This is a genomic window from Pseudomonas brassicacearum subsp. brassicacearum, from assembly GCF_008801605.1.
In the GTDB taxonomy this organism is placed as follows: Bacteria; Pseudomonadota; Gammaproteobacteria; order Pseudomonadales; family Pseudomonadaceae; genus Aquipseudomonas; species Aquipseudomonas brassicacearum.
The window spans coordinates 116,269-132,262 of sequence record NZ_VZPJ01000002.1 but is presented as its reverse complement, the minus strand read 5'-3'; the positions used below and the strand labels follow the sequence as shown (position 1 = coordinate 132,262).

At 61.7% G+C, this 15,994-nt stretch carries 13 protein-coding genes; 8 read left to right on the top strand and 5 right to left on the bottom strand.

Annotated features, from left to right (window positions below; all coding sequences use genetic code 11):
* Positions 1-20 precede the first annotated feature (20 nt).
* Together F7R20_RS06390 and F7R20_RS06385 are read right to left on the bottom strand one after the other, a co-directional pair.
* Entirely contained in the window at positions 21-971 is a 951-nt protein-coding gene (locus tag F7R20_RS06390) for a homoserine kinase (RefSeq protein ID WP_003196221.1), read from the bottom strand.
* A 59-nt stretch (positions 972-1,030) separates the two neighbouring features.
* On the bottom strand, positions 1,031-1,318 hold the full coding sequence (locus F7R20_RS06385; RefSeq protein WP_013691951.1) for a DUF2782 domain-containing protein: 288 nt from the start codon (positions 1,316-1,318) through the stop codon (positions 1,031-1,033).
* A gap of 74 nt (positions 1,319-1,392) precedes the next feature.
* Between F7R20_RS06385 and polA the strand changes: the two genes are divergently transcribed.
* The gene (polA, locus tag F7R20_RS06380) at positions 1,393-4,161 is read left to right on the top strand and encodes a DNA polymerase I (protein ID WP_003196225.1); all 2,769 of its coding nucleotides are present in this window, start codon (positions 1,393-1,395) and stop codon (positions 4,159-4,161) included.
* 423 nt (positions 4,162-4,584) lie between these two features.
* Here the strand turns inward: polA and yihA are convergent, their stop codons facing one another.
* Positions 4,585-5,226, bottom strand: coding sequence for a ribosome biogenesis GTP-binding protein YihA/YsxC (gene yihA, locus F7R20_RS06375; protein ID WP_003196227.1), 642 nt, complete (start codon positions 5,224-5,226; stop codon positions 4,585-4,587).
* 191 nt (positions 5,227-5,417) lie between these two features.
* Between yihA and F7R20_RS06370 the strand changes: the two genes are divergently transcribed.
* The 7 genes from F7R20_RS06370 (at position 5,418) to F7R20_RS06340 (ending at position 12,759) form a co-directional block, all read left to right on the top strand.
* Positions 5,418-5,708 (top strand): c-type cytochrome, encoded by a 291-nt coding sequence (locus tag F7R20_RS06370; protein WP_003196231.1) that lies wholly within the window; start codon positions 5,418-5,420, stop codon positions 5,706-5,708.
* A gap of 46 nt (positions 5,709-5,754) precedes the next feature.
* Complete coding sequence (locus F7R20_RS06365; RefSeq protein ID WP_003196233.1) at positions 5,755-6,366, top strand: c-type cytochrome; 612 nt, start codon at positions 5,755-5,757, stop codon at positions 6,364-6,366.
* A 198-nt stretch (positions 6,367-6,564) separates the two neighbouring features.
* Complete coding sequence (locus tag F7R20_RS06360) at positions 6,565-7,206, top strand: thiol:disulfide interchange protein DsbA/DsbL (RefSeq protein ID WP_003196235.1); 642 nt, start codon at positions 6,565-6,567, stop codon at positions 7,204-7,206.
* Positions 7,207-7,221: 15 nt separating this feature from the next.
* On the top strand, positions 7,222-8,100 hold the full coding sequence (locus tag F7R20_RS06355; RefSeq protein ID WP_003196237.1) for an endonuclease/exonuclease/phosphatase family protein: 879 nt from the start codon (positions 7,222-7,224) through the stop codon (positions 8,098-8,100).
* Entirely contained in the window at positions 8,097-10,187 is a 2,091-nt protein-coding gene (locus F7R20_RS06350) for a GGDEF domain-containing protein (RefSeq protein WP_003196239.1), read from the top strand. The genes F7R20_RS06355 and F7R20_RS06350 overlap by 4 nt, the downstream gene beginning before the upstream one ends.
* A gap of 103 nt (positions 10,188-10,290) precedes the next feature.
* Entirely contained in the window at positions 10,291-11,070 is a 780-nt protein-coding gene (locus F7R20_RS06345; RefSeq protein ID WP_003196241.1) for an N-acetylmuramoyl-L-alanine amidase, read from the top strand.
* Between the two features lie 75 nt (positions 11,071-11,145).
* Entirely contained in the window at positions 11,146-12,759 is a 1,614-nt protein-coding gene (locus F7R20_RS06340; RefSeq protein ID WP_003196243.1) for an EAL domain-containing protein, read from the top strand.
* A gap of 19 nt (positions 12,760-12,778) precedes the next feature.
* Here the strand turns inward: F7R20_RS06340 and F7R20_RS06335 are convergent, their stop codons facing one another.
* A complete protein-coding gene (locus tag F7R20_RS06335; RefSeq protein WP_003196245.1) occupies positions 12,779-14,569 on the bottom strand; it encodes an ATP-binding protein in 1,791 nt (596 codons plus the stop codon).
* A 10-nt stretch (positions 14,570-14,579) separates the two neighbouring features.
* Positions 14,580-15,926: a sigma-54-dependent response regulator transcription factor AlgB gene (gene algB / locus F7R20_RS06330; protein WP_003196247.1), complete on the bottom strand. Its 1,347-nt coding sequence runs from the start codon at positions 15,924-15,926 to the stop codon at positions 14,580-14,582.
* Positions 15,927-15,994 lie beyond the last annotated feature (68 nt).

Genomic DNA, 15,994 nt, shown 5'->3' with positions numbered 1-15,994 from the left:
AGACTTGTTCGCGATGCTGTTTAAAGGGCGAAAGGCAACACCGTGTGAACCGTCTGCCGCTGCGCCAAGCGCTGCTGGAACTCCATCGGATCGTGAATCAACACATCCTGCCCGGCAAAGGATTCAGCGGCGATCAACCGCGACAGCCAGAACCGCACGCACGCCACGCGCAGCATGGTCGGCCACAGTTGCGCCTCAGCGGCGGTAAACGGTCGCAGCGCCGCATAGGCGCCCAGCAGCGCTCGCGCCCTGGGGCCATCGAGCATGCCGTCGTCGTCCGAGCACCAGTCATTCAAGGCAATGGCCACGTCATACAGCATCGGCCCGGAGCAGGCGTTGTAGAAGTCGATCAGCCCGGTCAGGTGCGTGCCTTCGAACATCGCATTGTCGCGGAACAGATCGGCATGGATGTTGGCGCGCGGCAGCGCCAGGATGCCGACCTTCTGCAGGGCGATTTCATCCAGCGCCGCCTCGAGCAGCCGACGCGGCTCGGCGTCGAGGTGCGAGAGCAGCTTGGCGCCCTCCTCCTGCATCCAGTCCAGGCCGCGATCGGTCTTGCGCTTGATCATGTTGTCGCGAGTCGCCAGGTGCAGATGCGCCAGCAACTCGCCGACCTGGGCGCAGTGCTGGGCGTTGGCCTGCTTGATGTGCTTGCCGGCCAGGCGCGGTTGCAGCAGTGCCGGCTTGCCCGCCAGTTCTCGCAGCGCGACGCCGTCGGTGGTGCGCAAGGCGTAGGGCACCGGCAGGTCGGCGTCATGCAACACGTCCAGCAGTTCGATGAAGAACGGCATTTCCTGCACCGGACCGCGCTCGACCAGGGTCAGGACGAATTCGCCCTGCTCCAGGCTGATAAAGAAATTGGTGTTTTCGCTGCCGGCGGCGATCCCCTGGAAATCAAGCAGGCGGCCAAGCCCATAAGGGGCGAGAAAGGTTTCCAGCTCGGGCCGAGCCAGGGGCGTGAACACAGACATGGTTAAAACTGCCAGTACGGGCGCCCTTCAGCGGGCGCCGGTTGAAGTGCAGAGCGGTACTACCACTCAAAGATTTTCCACGAAGGGATCAGCATATCCGGCTGGTCCGAGCGGATGAAGTTTGCATCAGTGCCATCGGCGCGTACCAGGAAATAAGGCTTGCCGTGCTTGGGCGTGACCTTGATCGCGTACAAAAATCCGTTTTGCCGATACTCCTGAATGGTTTTATCTCCTTCGGTCCGGATGGTGACGTCCGGGTCCGCCGAGGGGGCGTCATCCGCCGCCATGACGGCCAACGGGGTGATTGCAAACAAGCCAGCCAGTAACAGGCGATTTAGTGTACGCATGATAACCTTGTCCCTTTGTCGTCAACGGTCCCGCTATTCTAGCCCCGGACCCGCCGAAAAGGTTGATCCTGCTCATGAGCCAAGCCCCCCTCGTCCTGGTGGACGGTTCTTCTTATCTGTACCGCGCCTTTCACGCGCTGCCACCGCTGACCACGTCCAAAGGCCTGCCGACCGGTGCGGTCAAGGGCGTACTGAACATGCTCAAGAGCCTGCGCAAGCAGTATCCAGACAGTCCGTTCGCCGTGGTCTTCGACGCCAAGGGTGGGACTTTTCGCGATGCGCTGTACGCCGAATACAAGGCCAACCGCCCGAGCATGCCCGACGACATGCGCGTGCAGATCGAGCCGTTGCATGCCAGCGTCAAGGCCCTGGGCTTCCCGCTGCTATGCGTGGACAACGTCGAAGCCGATGACGTGATCGGCACCCTGGCCCGCAGCAGCGCGGCGGCCGACCGTCCGGTGGTGATCTCCACTGGCGACAAGGACATGGCGCAGTTGGTCGACGGGCACATTACCTTGGTCAATACCATGACCGGTAGCGCCCTGGACGTGGCTGGCGTGAAGGAGAAGTTTGGCGTCGCTCCCGAGCAGATCATCGATTACCTGGCGTTGATGGGCGATTCTTCCGACAACATCCCGGGCGTTCCGGGTATCGGACCGAAGACCGCTTCCGGCCTGCTGGTGGGCGTCAATGGCGGCCTGACCGAGCTGTATGCGCAACTGGACATCGTCGCCACCTTGCCGATCCGTGGCGCCAAGACCCTGGCCGCCAAGCTCGAAGAGCACAAGGAAATGGCGTTGCTTTCCTACGAGCTGGCGACCATCAAGACCGACGTACCGCTGGATGTCGGCCTCGACGACCTGCAAATGGGCACGCCCGATCACGAGAAACTCGCCGAGCTGTACACGCTGCTGGAATTCAAGAGCTGGTTCGAAGAGAACCAGCGGGACGCCAAGCGTGCCGGCCAGGAGATCGTCGAAGTTGCCGAAGAACAGCCCGGCGCTGCCGAGGCCAAGTACGAGGTCATCCTCGATCAGGCGCGCTTCGACGCGTGGCTGGCCAAACTGGACAAAGCGCCGCTGTTTGCCTTCGTCACCGAAACCAACGGCGGCGATGCCCAGCATTCGCAACTCGTCGGTTTGTCGTTCGCCGTGGCCCCTTTCGAGGCGGCTTACATCCCGCTGACCCACTCCTACATGGGCGTGCCGGAGCAACTGGACCGCGACACGGTGCTCAAGGCGCTCAAGCCGCTGCTGGAAAACCCGAACAAGCTCAAGGTCGGCCAGCACGCCAAGTTCGAAACCAACATCCTGGCCAACTGCGCCATCGGTGGCGACCAGAACAACGGCATCCTGGTCCAGGGCATCGCCTTCGACACGATGCTTGAATCCTACGTGCTGGACTCCACCGCGACCCGCCACGACATGGACAGCCTGGCGCTCAAGTACCTGGGCCAAAGCAAGACCGATTTCCAGGACATTGCGGGCAAAGGGGTCAAGCAACTGACTTTCGACCAGATCTCCCTGGAACTGGCCGGCCCTTACGCCGCCGAAGACGCCGACGTGACCTTCCGCCTGCATCAGGCTTTGCAGGAAAAGCTGGCCGTCACGCCAAGCCTGGGCACGGTGCTCAACGACATCGAAATGCCGCTGATGCCGGTCCTGGCGCGCATCGAGCGCCAGGGGGCTTTGGTCGATGCCAACCTGCTGGGTGTGCAGAGTGTCGAGTTGGGCGAGAAACTGGTGGCGCTGGAGCGTGAGGCGTTTGCCATCGCCGGCGAGGAATTCAACCTGGGCTCGCCGAAGCAATTGGGTGTGATCCTGTATGAAAAGCTCGGCTTGCCGGTGCTCAGCAAAACCGCCAAGGGCCAGGCGTCCACCGCCGAAGCGGTGCTCGCCGAGCTGGCAGAGCAGGATTACCCGCTGCCCAAGGTGCTGATGCAGTACCGCTCGCTGAGCAAGCTCAAGAGCACCTACACCGATCGCCTGCCGGAGCAGATCAACAGCCGCACGGGCCGCGTCCATACCAATTATCAACAGGCCGTCGCCGCGACCGGGCGCCTGTCGTCCATCGACCCGAACCTGCAGAACATTCCGATCCGCACGTCCGAAGGCCGACGTATCCGCCAGGCGTTCGTTGCGCCGAAAGGCTACAAGCTGCTGGCGGCGGACTACTCGCAGATCGAACTGCGGATCATGGCGCACCTGGCCAAGGACGAAGGCCTGCTTTATGCGTTTCGCCATAACCTGGATGTGCACCGGGCCACCGCTGCCGAGGTGTTCGGCGTTGAGCTGGAAGCCGTCACCCTGGACCAGCGCCGCAGCGCCAAGGCGATCAACTTCGGCTTGATCTACGGCATGAGCGCGTTCGGCCTGGCCAAGCAGATCGGCGTCGATCGCAAGCAGTCCCAGGCTTACATCGACCGCTACTTCGCCCGCTACCCGGGTGTGCTGGCGTACATGGAACGCACCCGCGCCCAGGCGGCCGAGCAAGGTTTTGTCGAAACCATTTTCGGTCGCCGGTTGTACCTGCCGGACATCAACGCGAAAAATCCGGCCCTGCGCAAAGGCGCCGAGCGCACGGCCATCAATGCGCCGATGCAGGGCACGGCGGCTGACATCATCAAGAAAGCCATGGTGGCTGTGGACCGCTGGCTGACAACGTCCGGGCTGGATGCGAAGGTCATCCTGCAGGTACACGACGAACTGGTGCTGGAAGTGCGTGAAGACCTGGTCGACCAGGTACGCGACGAAATCCGCCAGCACATGAGCGCCGCCGCCACGCTGGACGTGCCGCTGCTGGTGGAAGTGGGCGTGGGCAATAACTGGGACGAGGCGCACTGATTCCCTAGCACAGGGAATTGGTGTCGGCTGATAGGGCTGCGGGGAATGGACGATTGTCATCGCGAGCGAGCTCGCTCCCACGCGGGTTTTGTGTCGAGCCGGATATCGAGCTCAACACCCTGTGGGGGCGAGCTTGCTCGCGATGGCGTCAGCCCAGCCAACCCATGCCACACCGAGTCACCGAAAATCCAGGCACGGCTTCATTAGCTCTGAAGATTCCTACAGTTATTTCCAAAAATAATCTGAACTAAACCCGTGAATTGCCACTCAGAGATTTTGAAAGGCTGGTGAAGCCCTTCAATGCTCCTATGTTGTGTTAAGTGTTGGCAGATATCTGGACCCCGCCCTAGCGGTCCGGAACTTGGACCCCGAACTTCCCCCTCCCCATAAGAAGTCCGGGGTTTTTTTTGCCTGCGATTTGGCTTATTCGGCCTCTTCGCTGCCCTTGTCCGCCAATTCCATCCAGTCGGCCAGCACCGTGTAGGCTTCTTCCAGGCCCATGCGCTTGGGCGCCGAGAACAGCTGGATGGTGATCGCGTCGCCCCAGCCCTTGCGAATTTCCGACTGCACCTTGAGCAAGGTATTTTTGGCCGCGCCGTAGGTGAGCTTGTCGGCCTTGGTCAACAGGATGTGCATCGGCATGCCGCTGGCGACCGCCCAATCGAGCATCAACAGGTCGAAGTCGGTCATCGGATGGCGAATGTCCATCATCAGGATCAGGCCTTTCAAACTTTCGCGGCTGCCCAGGTAGGCTTCCAGGTGACGCTGCCAGTGTTGCTTGAGCGGGATCGGTACTTTGGCGTAGCCGTAGCCGGGCAGGTCGACCAAACGCCGTTCATCGTCTAGCTTGAAGAAGTTCAAGAGCTGCGTGCGACCGGGGGTTTTCGAGGTGCGTGCCAGGCTTGCGTGGGTCAAGGTGTTCAGCGCGCTGGATTTGCCGGCATTGGAACGCCCGGCAAAAGCCACTTCGAAGCCTTCGTCGTCTGGGCATTGATCGACTTTGGCGGCGCTGAGCATGAAGGTGGACTGTTGGCACAGGCCGAGGATGGGGTTCTTCAGTTGCATGGGATTTCCGATGTGGGCGGCGTCGGGAATGGACGCGGCAAGCTGTGTCGTTTCCGTTTCAGTGACGCCAGTATATAATGCCGCAGATTTTGTGTGCGCTTTGTCCCAGCGTAGGATGAAGTTCACGGGAGCGACCGACCGAAATTGCGCGTTAGAACGCAGCTCGTTCCCAACCCTGAAAAGGTCGTTTTATGACGAAATGGCTGCTAGCTGCCGGTGTCTTGATGCCGCTTTACAGCGCTCAGGCTACACAGGATCCGGAAGCTGTGTACAACCGTGTTTGTGGTGCCTGTCATTCCGGCCAACTCCCCATGGCGCCCCGCAAGGGCGATCAGGAAGCTTGGACGCCGAGGTTGGCGAAAGGTATGGAGACGCTGGTGCAACACGTGACCCAGGGTTTCAAGGCGATGCCGCCGCGTGGTTTGTGCATGGACTGCAGTGCCGAGGATTACCGAGCCATCATCCAGTGGATGAGCGAGTGAACCCGGTCCATAACTCTTTAACCCTTAGCCGTAGTTGGATTAGCTGATGAACAAACTGATCGTGAGTCTGCTGTTGACCTTGGGGATATCCGGCGTAGCCCACGCCGCTGGCGATGCCGCTGCCGGTCAGGCGAAGGCGGCCGTATGCGGAGCCTGCCACGGCCCGGATGGCAATAGCATGGCGCCCAACTTTCCGAAACTGGCGGGCCAGGGCGAACGTTACCTGAACAAGCAACTGCACGACATCAAGTCCGGCAAGCGCACGGTGCTGGAAATGACCGGCCTGCTGACCAACCTGAGCGATGAGGACCTGGCTGATATCTCCGCCTACTTCGCCAGCCAGAAAGGCAGCGTTGGCGCCGCCGATCCCAAGCTCGTGGCCCGTGGTGAAGCGCTCTTTCGCGGTGGCAACCTGGACAAAGGGCTTCCAGCCTGCACCGGCTGCCACTCGCCTGACGGCAAAGGCAACGCTGCAGCCGGCTTCCCGCACTTGGGCGGCCAGCATGCCCAGTACGTAGGCAAGCAGCTGACCGACTTCCGCAAAGAAGACGGTGGCCGGACCAACGACGGCGATACCAAGCCGATGCAGAGCATTGCGAAAAAGCTGAGCGACGAAGATATCGCCGCGGTATCCAGCTACATCCAGGGCCTGCACTGAGGCCTTTGGCTGGCGTTGCGAGGGGCGTACATCCCTTGCAACGTTAACGCTCGATTAATCTGTCGATGCGAGCATCAAAAGGGTGGCTTTGGCCGCCCTTTTTTGTGGCCGCTGCCGTTACACTAGAGAACTTGAACCCGCCACGGTCTGTCTTAGAAACAGGTCCTGCGAGGCCCCCTCATTGTCCAGGAGTAAAGCATGCGTAATCTGATCATCAGCGCCGCGCTCGTCGCCGCCAGCCTGTTCGGCGTAACTGCCCAAGCCGCTGAAAAGCCCGCCGCACCCTATGTCGAATTGACCAACCCCGTTCCGGTGGCGGCACCTGGCAAGATCGAAGTCGTGGAGCTGTTCTGGTACGGCTGCCCGCATTGCTACGCTTTCGAGCCGGTCATCAACCCATGGGTCGAGAAGCTGCCGTCAGACGTTAACTTCGTACGCATTCCTGCCATGTTCGGCGGCCCATGGGACGCCCACGGCCAGATGTTCCTGACCCTCGAATCCATGGGCGTCGAGCACAAGGTTCACGCGGCGGTATTCAACGCGATCCAGAAAGAAGGCAAGAAGCTGGTCAAGAAAGAAGAGATGGCGGATTTCCTCGCCACCCAGGGTGTCGACAAGGACAAGTTCCTGGCGACCTTCGACTCCTTCGCCATCAAGGGCCAGATCAACAAGGCCAAGGAACTGGCGAAGAAATACGAAATCACTGGCGTACCGACCATGATCGTCAACGGCAAGTACCGCTTTGACATCGGCTCCGCCGGTGGCGCAAATGAAGCGCTGCAGCTGGCCGACCAGCTGATCGCCAAAGAGCGAGCGGCCACCAAGGCTGCTGCCAACTAAGCGCGGCCCACGCCCATGGCCCGCTGGAGCACCGAACGCATCGTTGGCCTGCATGAGCCGCGGGTCAACGAGCATCATGTCATGTCCACGGGCTTGCCTGGCGACAGCCGCTTGCGGCTGCTCAGTTTCAATATCCAGGTGGGTATCAGCACCGAGCGCTACCGGCATTACCTGACTCGCGGCTGGCAACATTTGCTGCCGCACACCGGGCGTGCCGGTAACCTGCAGAAAATCGGCGACCTGCTCAAGGACTTCGACCTGGTGGCCCTGCAAGAGGCCGACGGCGGAAGCTTGCGCTCAGGCTACGTCAACCAGGTGGAACACCTGGCCCAATTGGGCGCCTTTCCCTACTGGTACCAGCAACTCAATCGCAACCTCGGACGTCTCGGCCAACACAGCAATGGTGTGTTGAGCCGCTTGCGCCCGTGGGCGATCGAAGACCATCCGCTGCCGGGCCCCAAGGGCCGCGGGGCGATCCTCGCGCGTTTCGGCGAAGGTCCCGAGGCGCTGGTCGTGGTCATGATGCACCTGGCGCTCGGAGCGCGTACCCGGACGATGCAACTGGCGTACATTCGCGAGCTGATCGGCGGCTACAAGCACCAGGTGCTGATGGGCGACATGAACACCCATGCCACCGATTTGCTGCAGACTTCGCCCCTGCGCGATCTCGGCCTGCTCGCCCCACAACTGGAAGCGACATTCCCCAGCTGGCGCCCCCAGCGCTGCCTGGACCATATCCTGTTGAGCCCGACCCTGACCCTCGAACGCGTCGAGGTGCTGGCCCAACCCATTTCCGATCACCTGCCGGTCGCGGTAGAAATTCGTTTGCCAGGTTCGCTCACGGCCGATGCATTCCCCGCGCTGAGTCCTGCCCCTCGCGGATCCGATGAATGAGCGACGACGCTGAACGCTGGAGAGAGAAGTACCTCAAGAGTATCGAACAGCAGGAAAAGCTTGAGCGCCGTTGGGAGGCTCGGCTCGACTTGCTGCGTCGTGGCCTGGTGCGCAGCACCCTGGCCGCCGAGGGCACTGACCGGGCTGTCGATCAATGCATGAAAGAGATGCGCGAGGTGGTGCGCACCAATGACATGGATGCCGGCCTCGCTGCCCTGCTGCCGCGCCTGGAGAAAGCCGTACTCGATTCCGAACAGCGCCGCGAAACCCGGGTCGAACAGACGAGCACCGCGTTGATCGCCCTGGTTGCCCAGTTGCAGAGCCTGCCGCTGCCCAAAGAAGTCAGCCGGTCGCTGAAGAAGTTTGCCAAGCAACTGGAGGATCGGGCCGGCCAGGCCCGGGAGATTCCGCTGTTGCTCAGCGAATTGAGCGGTTTGCAAGGCAAGGCACTCAGTGCCCTGGATGCCCCTGTCGAACCGAGTCGCCCCGGCCTGCTGCAACGGCTGTTTGGTGGCCTAGGCCATGAGGACGCGGCGCCACGGCCCCACGAGCCTGCCCAGGCCAGCGTGGCACCTGCGTCGGAAACTGCCCTGCCCGTAGCCGTGGCGCCGGCCATGGCCGCAGAATCCGTCGCACCAGCACCAGCACCAGCACCAGCACCAGCACCAGCACCAGCACCAGCACCGCAGCCATCGGTGGCGGAGCAAGCGCCAGCGTTGGAGACGACGCCCGAACCGGTTGCCCTGACTGCGCCGCAGCTCGAGATCGCTCCAGCACCCGCTCCAACACCTGCAGCCGAAGTGGTTCAGCCCGCCATTGAACCGGACGACCAGGCGACCGAGCCCGCGCCGCCGCCGACGCCGGTCGCCGAAGAACGCCCGGTTGTGGCACCCGCACTCGAGAATCCCGACGAGCTGATGCCCGAGGAGCCTACCCAGGCCCTGCCCGCCCCCTCGTTGCCGCCTGCGGAGCTCGACGAGCCCCTGGAAGGCGTCGATGTGGCTGACGCCCAATACGCCCTGCCCGACTCGCCGGAGCCGTCCTACAGCTCGGTCGCCAAGCATATCGAAGACACGCTGTTGGGCCTCTTGGGCGACCTGACCTTGCCCGAGCGTCATCGACCACAAGCCGAAGCCATGTGTGAGCGTCTGCGCAATGGCTTGAACTGGTACGAATTGCTGCCGATCCTCGATGATCTGGCCGTGCTGATGCTGGCCATCACGGACACCGGCCAGCATGAATTCGAAGCGTACCTGCAGCGCCTCAACGATCGGCTCGAGTCATTCCAGAGCAGCCTGCAGGCCGCCAGTGAAGACCACGCCGAAAACCTGTCGGCCTCCAGGGAAATGGACACCCAGATTCGTGAACAGGTGGACGGCCTGCAAAGCAGCGTGAAGGAAGCCGATGACCTGGAAAGCCTCAAGCAGGTGCTCGAGAATCACCTCGAAGGCTTGCTCGGTACGATGGACCACCACCGCCAGCAACGTGATCAACGCGAGCAGGAGGTTTCGACCCGCCTGAAAAGCCTGGCCGATCGCGTTGCGCTGATGGAGCAGGATGCCCAGGTCGTGCGGGAGAATCTCGAGGAGCAGCGGCAAAAAGCCCTGATCGACCCGCTCACCGGGCTGCCCAACCGCGCCGCCTGGTCCGAGCGCCTGGAGCATGAAGTCGCCCAGTGGCAGCAACACGGCAACAGCTTGCTGCTGGCCATGCTCGATCTCGATCATTTCAAGCGCATCAATGACAACTATGGCCATCTGGCCGGTGACCGGGTGTTGAAACTCATCGCCTCGGTCCTGCGTAAACGCCTGCGTGGCGGCGATTTCATTGCGCGTTTTGGTGGCGAGGAGTTTGTTCTGCTGGTGCCCAACACTCCCCTGGTGGCCGGCGCCAAGCTGGCCGAGGCGCTGCGCCTGGCCATCGAAGCCTGTCCGTTTCATTTCAAGGGCGAGCCGGTGACGGTGACGGTATCCATTGGCCTGACCGCCTTCAAACCTGGCGAACATAGCGATTTGGTGCTTAAAAGAGCCGATCAGGCGCTTTATCGGGCAAAAAATTCCGGGCGCAACCATGTGGAATTGGGCTAAGGGCTAATTGTTCCAATTTGTTTAATATCGCCGCGCGCACCGGATCATCGCGAGGCAATACGTTACACTGTTGCATTACTCCCAGTGCGTATTGCCTTCCGCCATGAAATTTTTCTCGCTCATTGTGTCTTTATTTATCCTGGCCGGCTGCACCAGCGGCCCGCGGCTCGACACCAGTCACCCCTCCGTCAACCATGACAACCGCATCCAATTCGTGGTGGTGCATTACACCTCGGCTTCCCTGGAGCGCTCACTGGCCCTGCTGACCCATGGCGAAGTCAGTGCCCATTACCTGATCGGCGACGATAAAGGCGCGACCATCTACAAACTGGTGGATGAAGGCAGACGCGCCTGGCACGCCGGGGAAAGTGAGTGGGAAGGCCGGACCTGGCTCAATTCCAGCTCCATCGGCATCGAAATCGTCAATCCGGGTTTTGTCGACACACCCACCGGCCGCCTCTGGTATCCCTACAGCGAAGCCCAGGTCCAGGCCTTGATCGTATTACTCAAGGACATCATCCAGCGCAACGGCATCAACCCGCGCAGCATCATCGGCCACAGCGACATCGCGCCCCTGCGCAAGCTCGATCCGGGCCCGCTGTTCCCTTGGAAGCGCCTGGCGCAAGCTGGTTTAGGAGTCTGGCCAGACGAACAGGCCGTCGCCCGCCAGCAGGCCGTCTTCGCGCCACAGCTGCCGCCTGCCAGTTGGTTCCAGGCCGAGCTGGCCCGCCTGGGTTACCCAACGCCCCAGACCGGCGAGTGGGACGTGGCCACCCACCATGTGCTGGCCGCCTTCCAGATGCACTACCGACCGACCCGCTTCGATGGCATGCCGGATGCGCAAAGCGCGGCGATCCTGCAGGTGCTCAACCAGACAAAATAATGACGCCCGTCTGACGAATCGGGCCAAATCCAAATCAGAAGCTATAACTCATTGGTAACTTTCGGATTACCCATGATGACGGCTGCCCGCGAAACCCTCCACAGCTGGCTCCATCGCCCCGTTTTCCTGGCGATGGTGGCTACTGCCCTAAGTACCGTCCTGCTGCTGGCGGGGAGTCTGCTCGTGGTCGTGCAGCAGATCCAGCAGCGCGAAAGCGACCAGATGAATGCCCAGGGCGAGCGCTTTCTGCAGCGCCTGGAACAGCTTTTCGGGCAACTGCGTGAAAGCCTCGACGACCTGCAAAACCAGCCGTTGCGCGGATGCAACGACGACATGATCGCTACATTGCAACAGGTCAGCTTCAACTACCGTTTTGTCTACGAGGCGGTGTATATCGATGGCAGCGGCGTCTGCTCCAATCGTCCACGCCAGAGCGGCTTGTCAGTGACCCGCCCGCCCGACATCCGCGGGCCGACCTACAATTACTGGCTCAACACCACCACAGAGCCCGACGAAGACCGCGCCGCCTTGATGCTGGGCCGCGGCAACTTTCGGGTGGCCACGTCCCGCGGGCATTTGACCGATGTGGTCGATTTACCACCGGGCAGCAGCCTGCTGGTGGTCCTGGATAACGGTAAACGGGCCATTCCCGTGCTCGGGACGGACCAACACTGGCCGCCGGTCGAGCCTTGGCCACCGAAAAGCCACAATGCCTTGCAAGTGACGCAGAACCGGCTGATCTATCGGATGCCGACCGACAGCCCGGTCTATCAACTGGTGCTGATCGCCCCGCGCAAGGGTTTTCAGGTTCCGGCCAATGCCTGGTGGATGCTGCCCATCAGCCTGATGCTGGGCTTGGGGATTGGTTTCCAGGTGTTTCTGCTGGCGCGCCAGCGCCAGTCCATGGACGCTGAACTGCACGGGGCCATCCGGCGTGGTGAATTGCAGGTGCTTTACCAGCCGATTTTCGACCTGAGCAGCCGCAACTGTGTCGGGGCGGAGGCCTTGCTGCGCTGGCGACGACCGGACGGCACCCTGACCAGCCCGGACTTGTTTATCCCGATGGCCGAGAACACCGGGCAGATTCGCCAGATCACCGATTTCGTGCTGCAGCGGCTGTTCGATCAATTGGGCCAGGTGTTGCGGGCCAATCCGCAGCTGTATATCTCGGTGAATCTGGCGGCCTGCGATGTGATGGTGCCGCGTATTGGCGAAGTGATCGCCCGCCTGCTGGCGCTGCATCGCGTGTCGGCGCACCAGATTGCCTTCGAAGTGACCGAGCGTGGGCTGGTCGATGTGTTGGTCGCCCGGGATAACCTGCAATCGCTGCGCGACGTCGGGCACCAAGTGTTGATCGACGATTTCGGCACCGGTTATTGCAGCCTGGCCTACCTGCAAACCCTGCCGGTGGACTGCCTGAAAATCGACAAGGCCTTCATCGATGCCTTGGGCCACGATGCCGCCAGCAGCGGTGTGGCCCCGCACATCATTCGCATGGCCCATGCGCTGCAACTCAAGGTGATAGCCGAAGGCATCGAGCATGAAGCCCAGGCTTCCTATTTGAGCAGCGAAGGGGTGAGGTTCGGCCAGGGCTGGCTGTTCGCCCATGCCCTCAGCGCGGTTCAGCTCATTGAACTGATTACCCGTGGCCGGCGCCTGCGTGGCCGCCGTCTTGATGATGAAGCCTGAGTCTGCTCAGGCCATGAGCTCAGACTGCCAGCGCCATGTAGAACTGTGTGCCCTGCCCCGGCCTTGAATAAACGCCCATGCGCCCGCCGTGGAGCTGGACGATCTCCTTGCACAGCGCCAGGCCGAGGCCAGCACCACCCTTCTTGCGTCCGACCTGGACGAAAGGCTCGAAGATTCGTCCCTGCTGGCCGTAGGCAATGCCTTCACCGTTGTCTTCGACGCTGATGATCACCCGCTCGCCATGGCGCCGGGCCTGCAAGCGGATCTGGCCGTTTTCGGCGGTGTGGCGCATGGCGTTATCGATCAGGTTATCGAGCACGCGATCCAGTTGCGCTGCGTCGGCATGCAGGCGCGGGAGCGGGCCCTGGATCGCCACGAGCAGCTCGATACCCTTGGTTTGGGCCTGCTCGGCAAACCGCAGCCGGGCCGCTTCCAGTAGCTCGTCGATGGAACAAGGCGCCAGGGTCAGCTTCTGCAGGCCGTTCTGGTAGCGAGAGAAGTTCAGCAGGTCATTGATGAGCTGCATCAGCCGCTGCATTTCTTCGGTGACGGTGTTGAGCAGGTCGGCCTCGCGCGACTCCTCTGAAAAATGCAGGCGCTCCTGTAACAGGCCGAAGGCCATGTGCATGCCCGTCACGGGCGTGCGCAGCTCATGGGAAGCACGCAAGACGAACTCGCTGCGCACCCGTTCGAAGGCGCGTTGTTCGGTGACGTCATGCAGCACCATGACCGCGCCGAGAATGTGGCCCTGGGTATGGCTGACGGGGGTGAGGCTGTAGGTGAGCACCCGCGACTCGCCATCCACTTCGATGCTCAGATCTTCCGGCGCGCGCTCCAGGCTTCCACCGCGCAGGACCAGGTGCAATTCTTCATCCAGTTCAAGGCGTCCCAGCGCCTCGCCCAGCCCTTGGCCCAGGCGTTCCTCATCCCAGCCCAATTGACGCTGGGCTACCGGGTTGAGGTGCTCCAGCTGGCCTTGGCGGTCGATCATCAGCAAGCCGTCGTCGATGCTGTCGAGCACCGCTTGCAAACGTTGCTGGCCGGCGAGCAGCTCATCGACGTTGGTGGCCTGATGCTCACGCAAGGCCTCGGCCATGACCCCGAAGCGACGGGTCAGGAGATTCAACTCAGCGGCCGAGGAAACGGGTAGCGTGACCTCGAAATTACCTTGGCCGATGTCGTCCGCCGCTGCGGCCAGTGCCTCGATCGGCGCGCCGAAACGCCGGGCAATGCCATGGGCCGTGATAAACCCGATGATCAGCACCGCAAACCCCACCAACCCCAGCAGTCCGGAAATCCACATCGCGCGTTCACGGGCGCGATTCTGGGTTTCACTGATGTTGGTCAGGGCCTGGCGATAGCCCTCGATCAGTCCATTACGCAGCACGTTGAATTTTTCGGTGAGCTCCTTGATGTTCGTGAGCTGGTTCGGCTGCTGGCGAGACGCGGTGAAGGCGTCAAAAAAATCAATGTAGTCGGCCTTGGCCTTGCTGAAGCTGACTGCCGCATCGTCCAGCCCCTGTTCGTGGGCGATGCCCTCGTCGATCAGCGCCAGGTATTGCTGCTTGGAGGCCTCCAGCGCCGCCAGGTCGGGCTTGTCGTCGAGCATGATCATCAACTGATCGCCGAGGGTCTGGCGCAGCTTGAGGCCCAGGTCCAGCAGGATGAAGTTGTCGCGTACCGATTGTTCCTGGGTGTTGGCCATCTGCATCACGCTGACCAGGCCAAGCACCAATCCCAGCAAGGCCACGGTGATCAGGGCCGAGATGCTGAGAAACAGTCGTGTGCGCAGCTTCATCGCCAGTTTCATAAAGTCTCGCTCACAGGTTGTACTGCTTGCGTTTGCGGTACAGCGTGGAGGCATCGATACCCAGGGTCTTGGCCGCCTGGTCGAGGGTGTCGGCCGTGGCCAGCACCGCGCCGATGTGGGCTTTTTCCAATTCGTCGAGGCTCAGTGCGGCGCCGATGCGCGGCGCATTGTTGACCGGTTGCTCGGCCATGCCCAAATGACTGATTTCGACTTTTTCCTGCGGGCAGATGATGCTGGCGCGCTCGACCACGTTGCGCAGTTCCCGGATGTTGCCCGGCCAGCGATAGCCTAGCAGCGCTTCGCGCGCTTCGTCGCTGAAGCCCCGGGCCGGGCGCGCGTATTCCTTGACGAAGCGGGCCAGGAAGCGGTCGGCCAGGGTCAGGATGTCTTCGGCGCGCTCTCGCAATGGCGGCAGGTGTAGGGTGATGACGTTCAGGCGATATAGCAGGTCTTCGCGAAAACGTCCGTCGCGCACCATGTCTTCGAGGTTGAGGTTGGTCGCTGCGAGAATCCGCACGTCGGCACGACGGGTGACTGGGTCCCCTACCCGCTCATATTCCTTGTCCTGGATAAAACGCAATAACTTGGGTTGTAACGTCAGGGGAAAATCGCCGATCTCGTCGAGAAACAGCGTACCGCCGTCGGCCTGGTTGACCCGACCCAACGTACTCTCGCTGGCGCCTGTGAAAGCCCCACGGCTATGGCCGAACAATTCGCTTTCCATCAGTTCAGCGGTCAGTGACGGGCAATTGATGGTGACGCAGGACTTTTTCGCCCGCTTGCTCCAGCCATGGATCGCCCGGGCCAGCTCGCCTTTACCGGTGCCGGACTCGCCGAGGATCAGGATGTTGGCGTCGGTACTGGCGACCTGACGCGCGGTTTCCAGGACGACTTTCATCGCCGGGCTGTGAGAGTCGAGGCCGTCCTTGGGTTTGCGCACTTCCCCTTCAAGGGCTTCGAGCCTTGCCGACAGCTGGCGTACTTCCAATTGCTTGGCGGTCGCCAGGCGCAATTGATCGGGGCTGCAAGGCTTGACCAGATAGTCGGCCGCCCCGGCCTGGATCGCATCGACCGCGGTATCGACTGCCGAGTGGGCGGTGACGATGACCACGCGCATCCAGGGTGCCTGGATACGCATTTGTGCCAGGACATCCAGGCCGTTGTCCTCCCCCAGGCGCAGATCGAGGAAACACAGATCGAACACCTGGCGTTGCAGCAGTGCATCGGCCTGGGCGGCGCTGTTGGCGGTGGCGACGCTATAGCCTTCGTCTTCCAGGCAGTATCGGAACGTACGCAGGATGGCGGACTCGTCGTCTACCAGCAGAATGCGGCCTTGGTGCTCAGTGGCGGATTCCATTTTTCCTACGCTCCTTTAATGAATGATGTTGGTTAGTGTCAGAAAAATCGGGCAAGTTGCATGGTCGA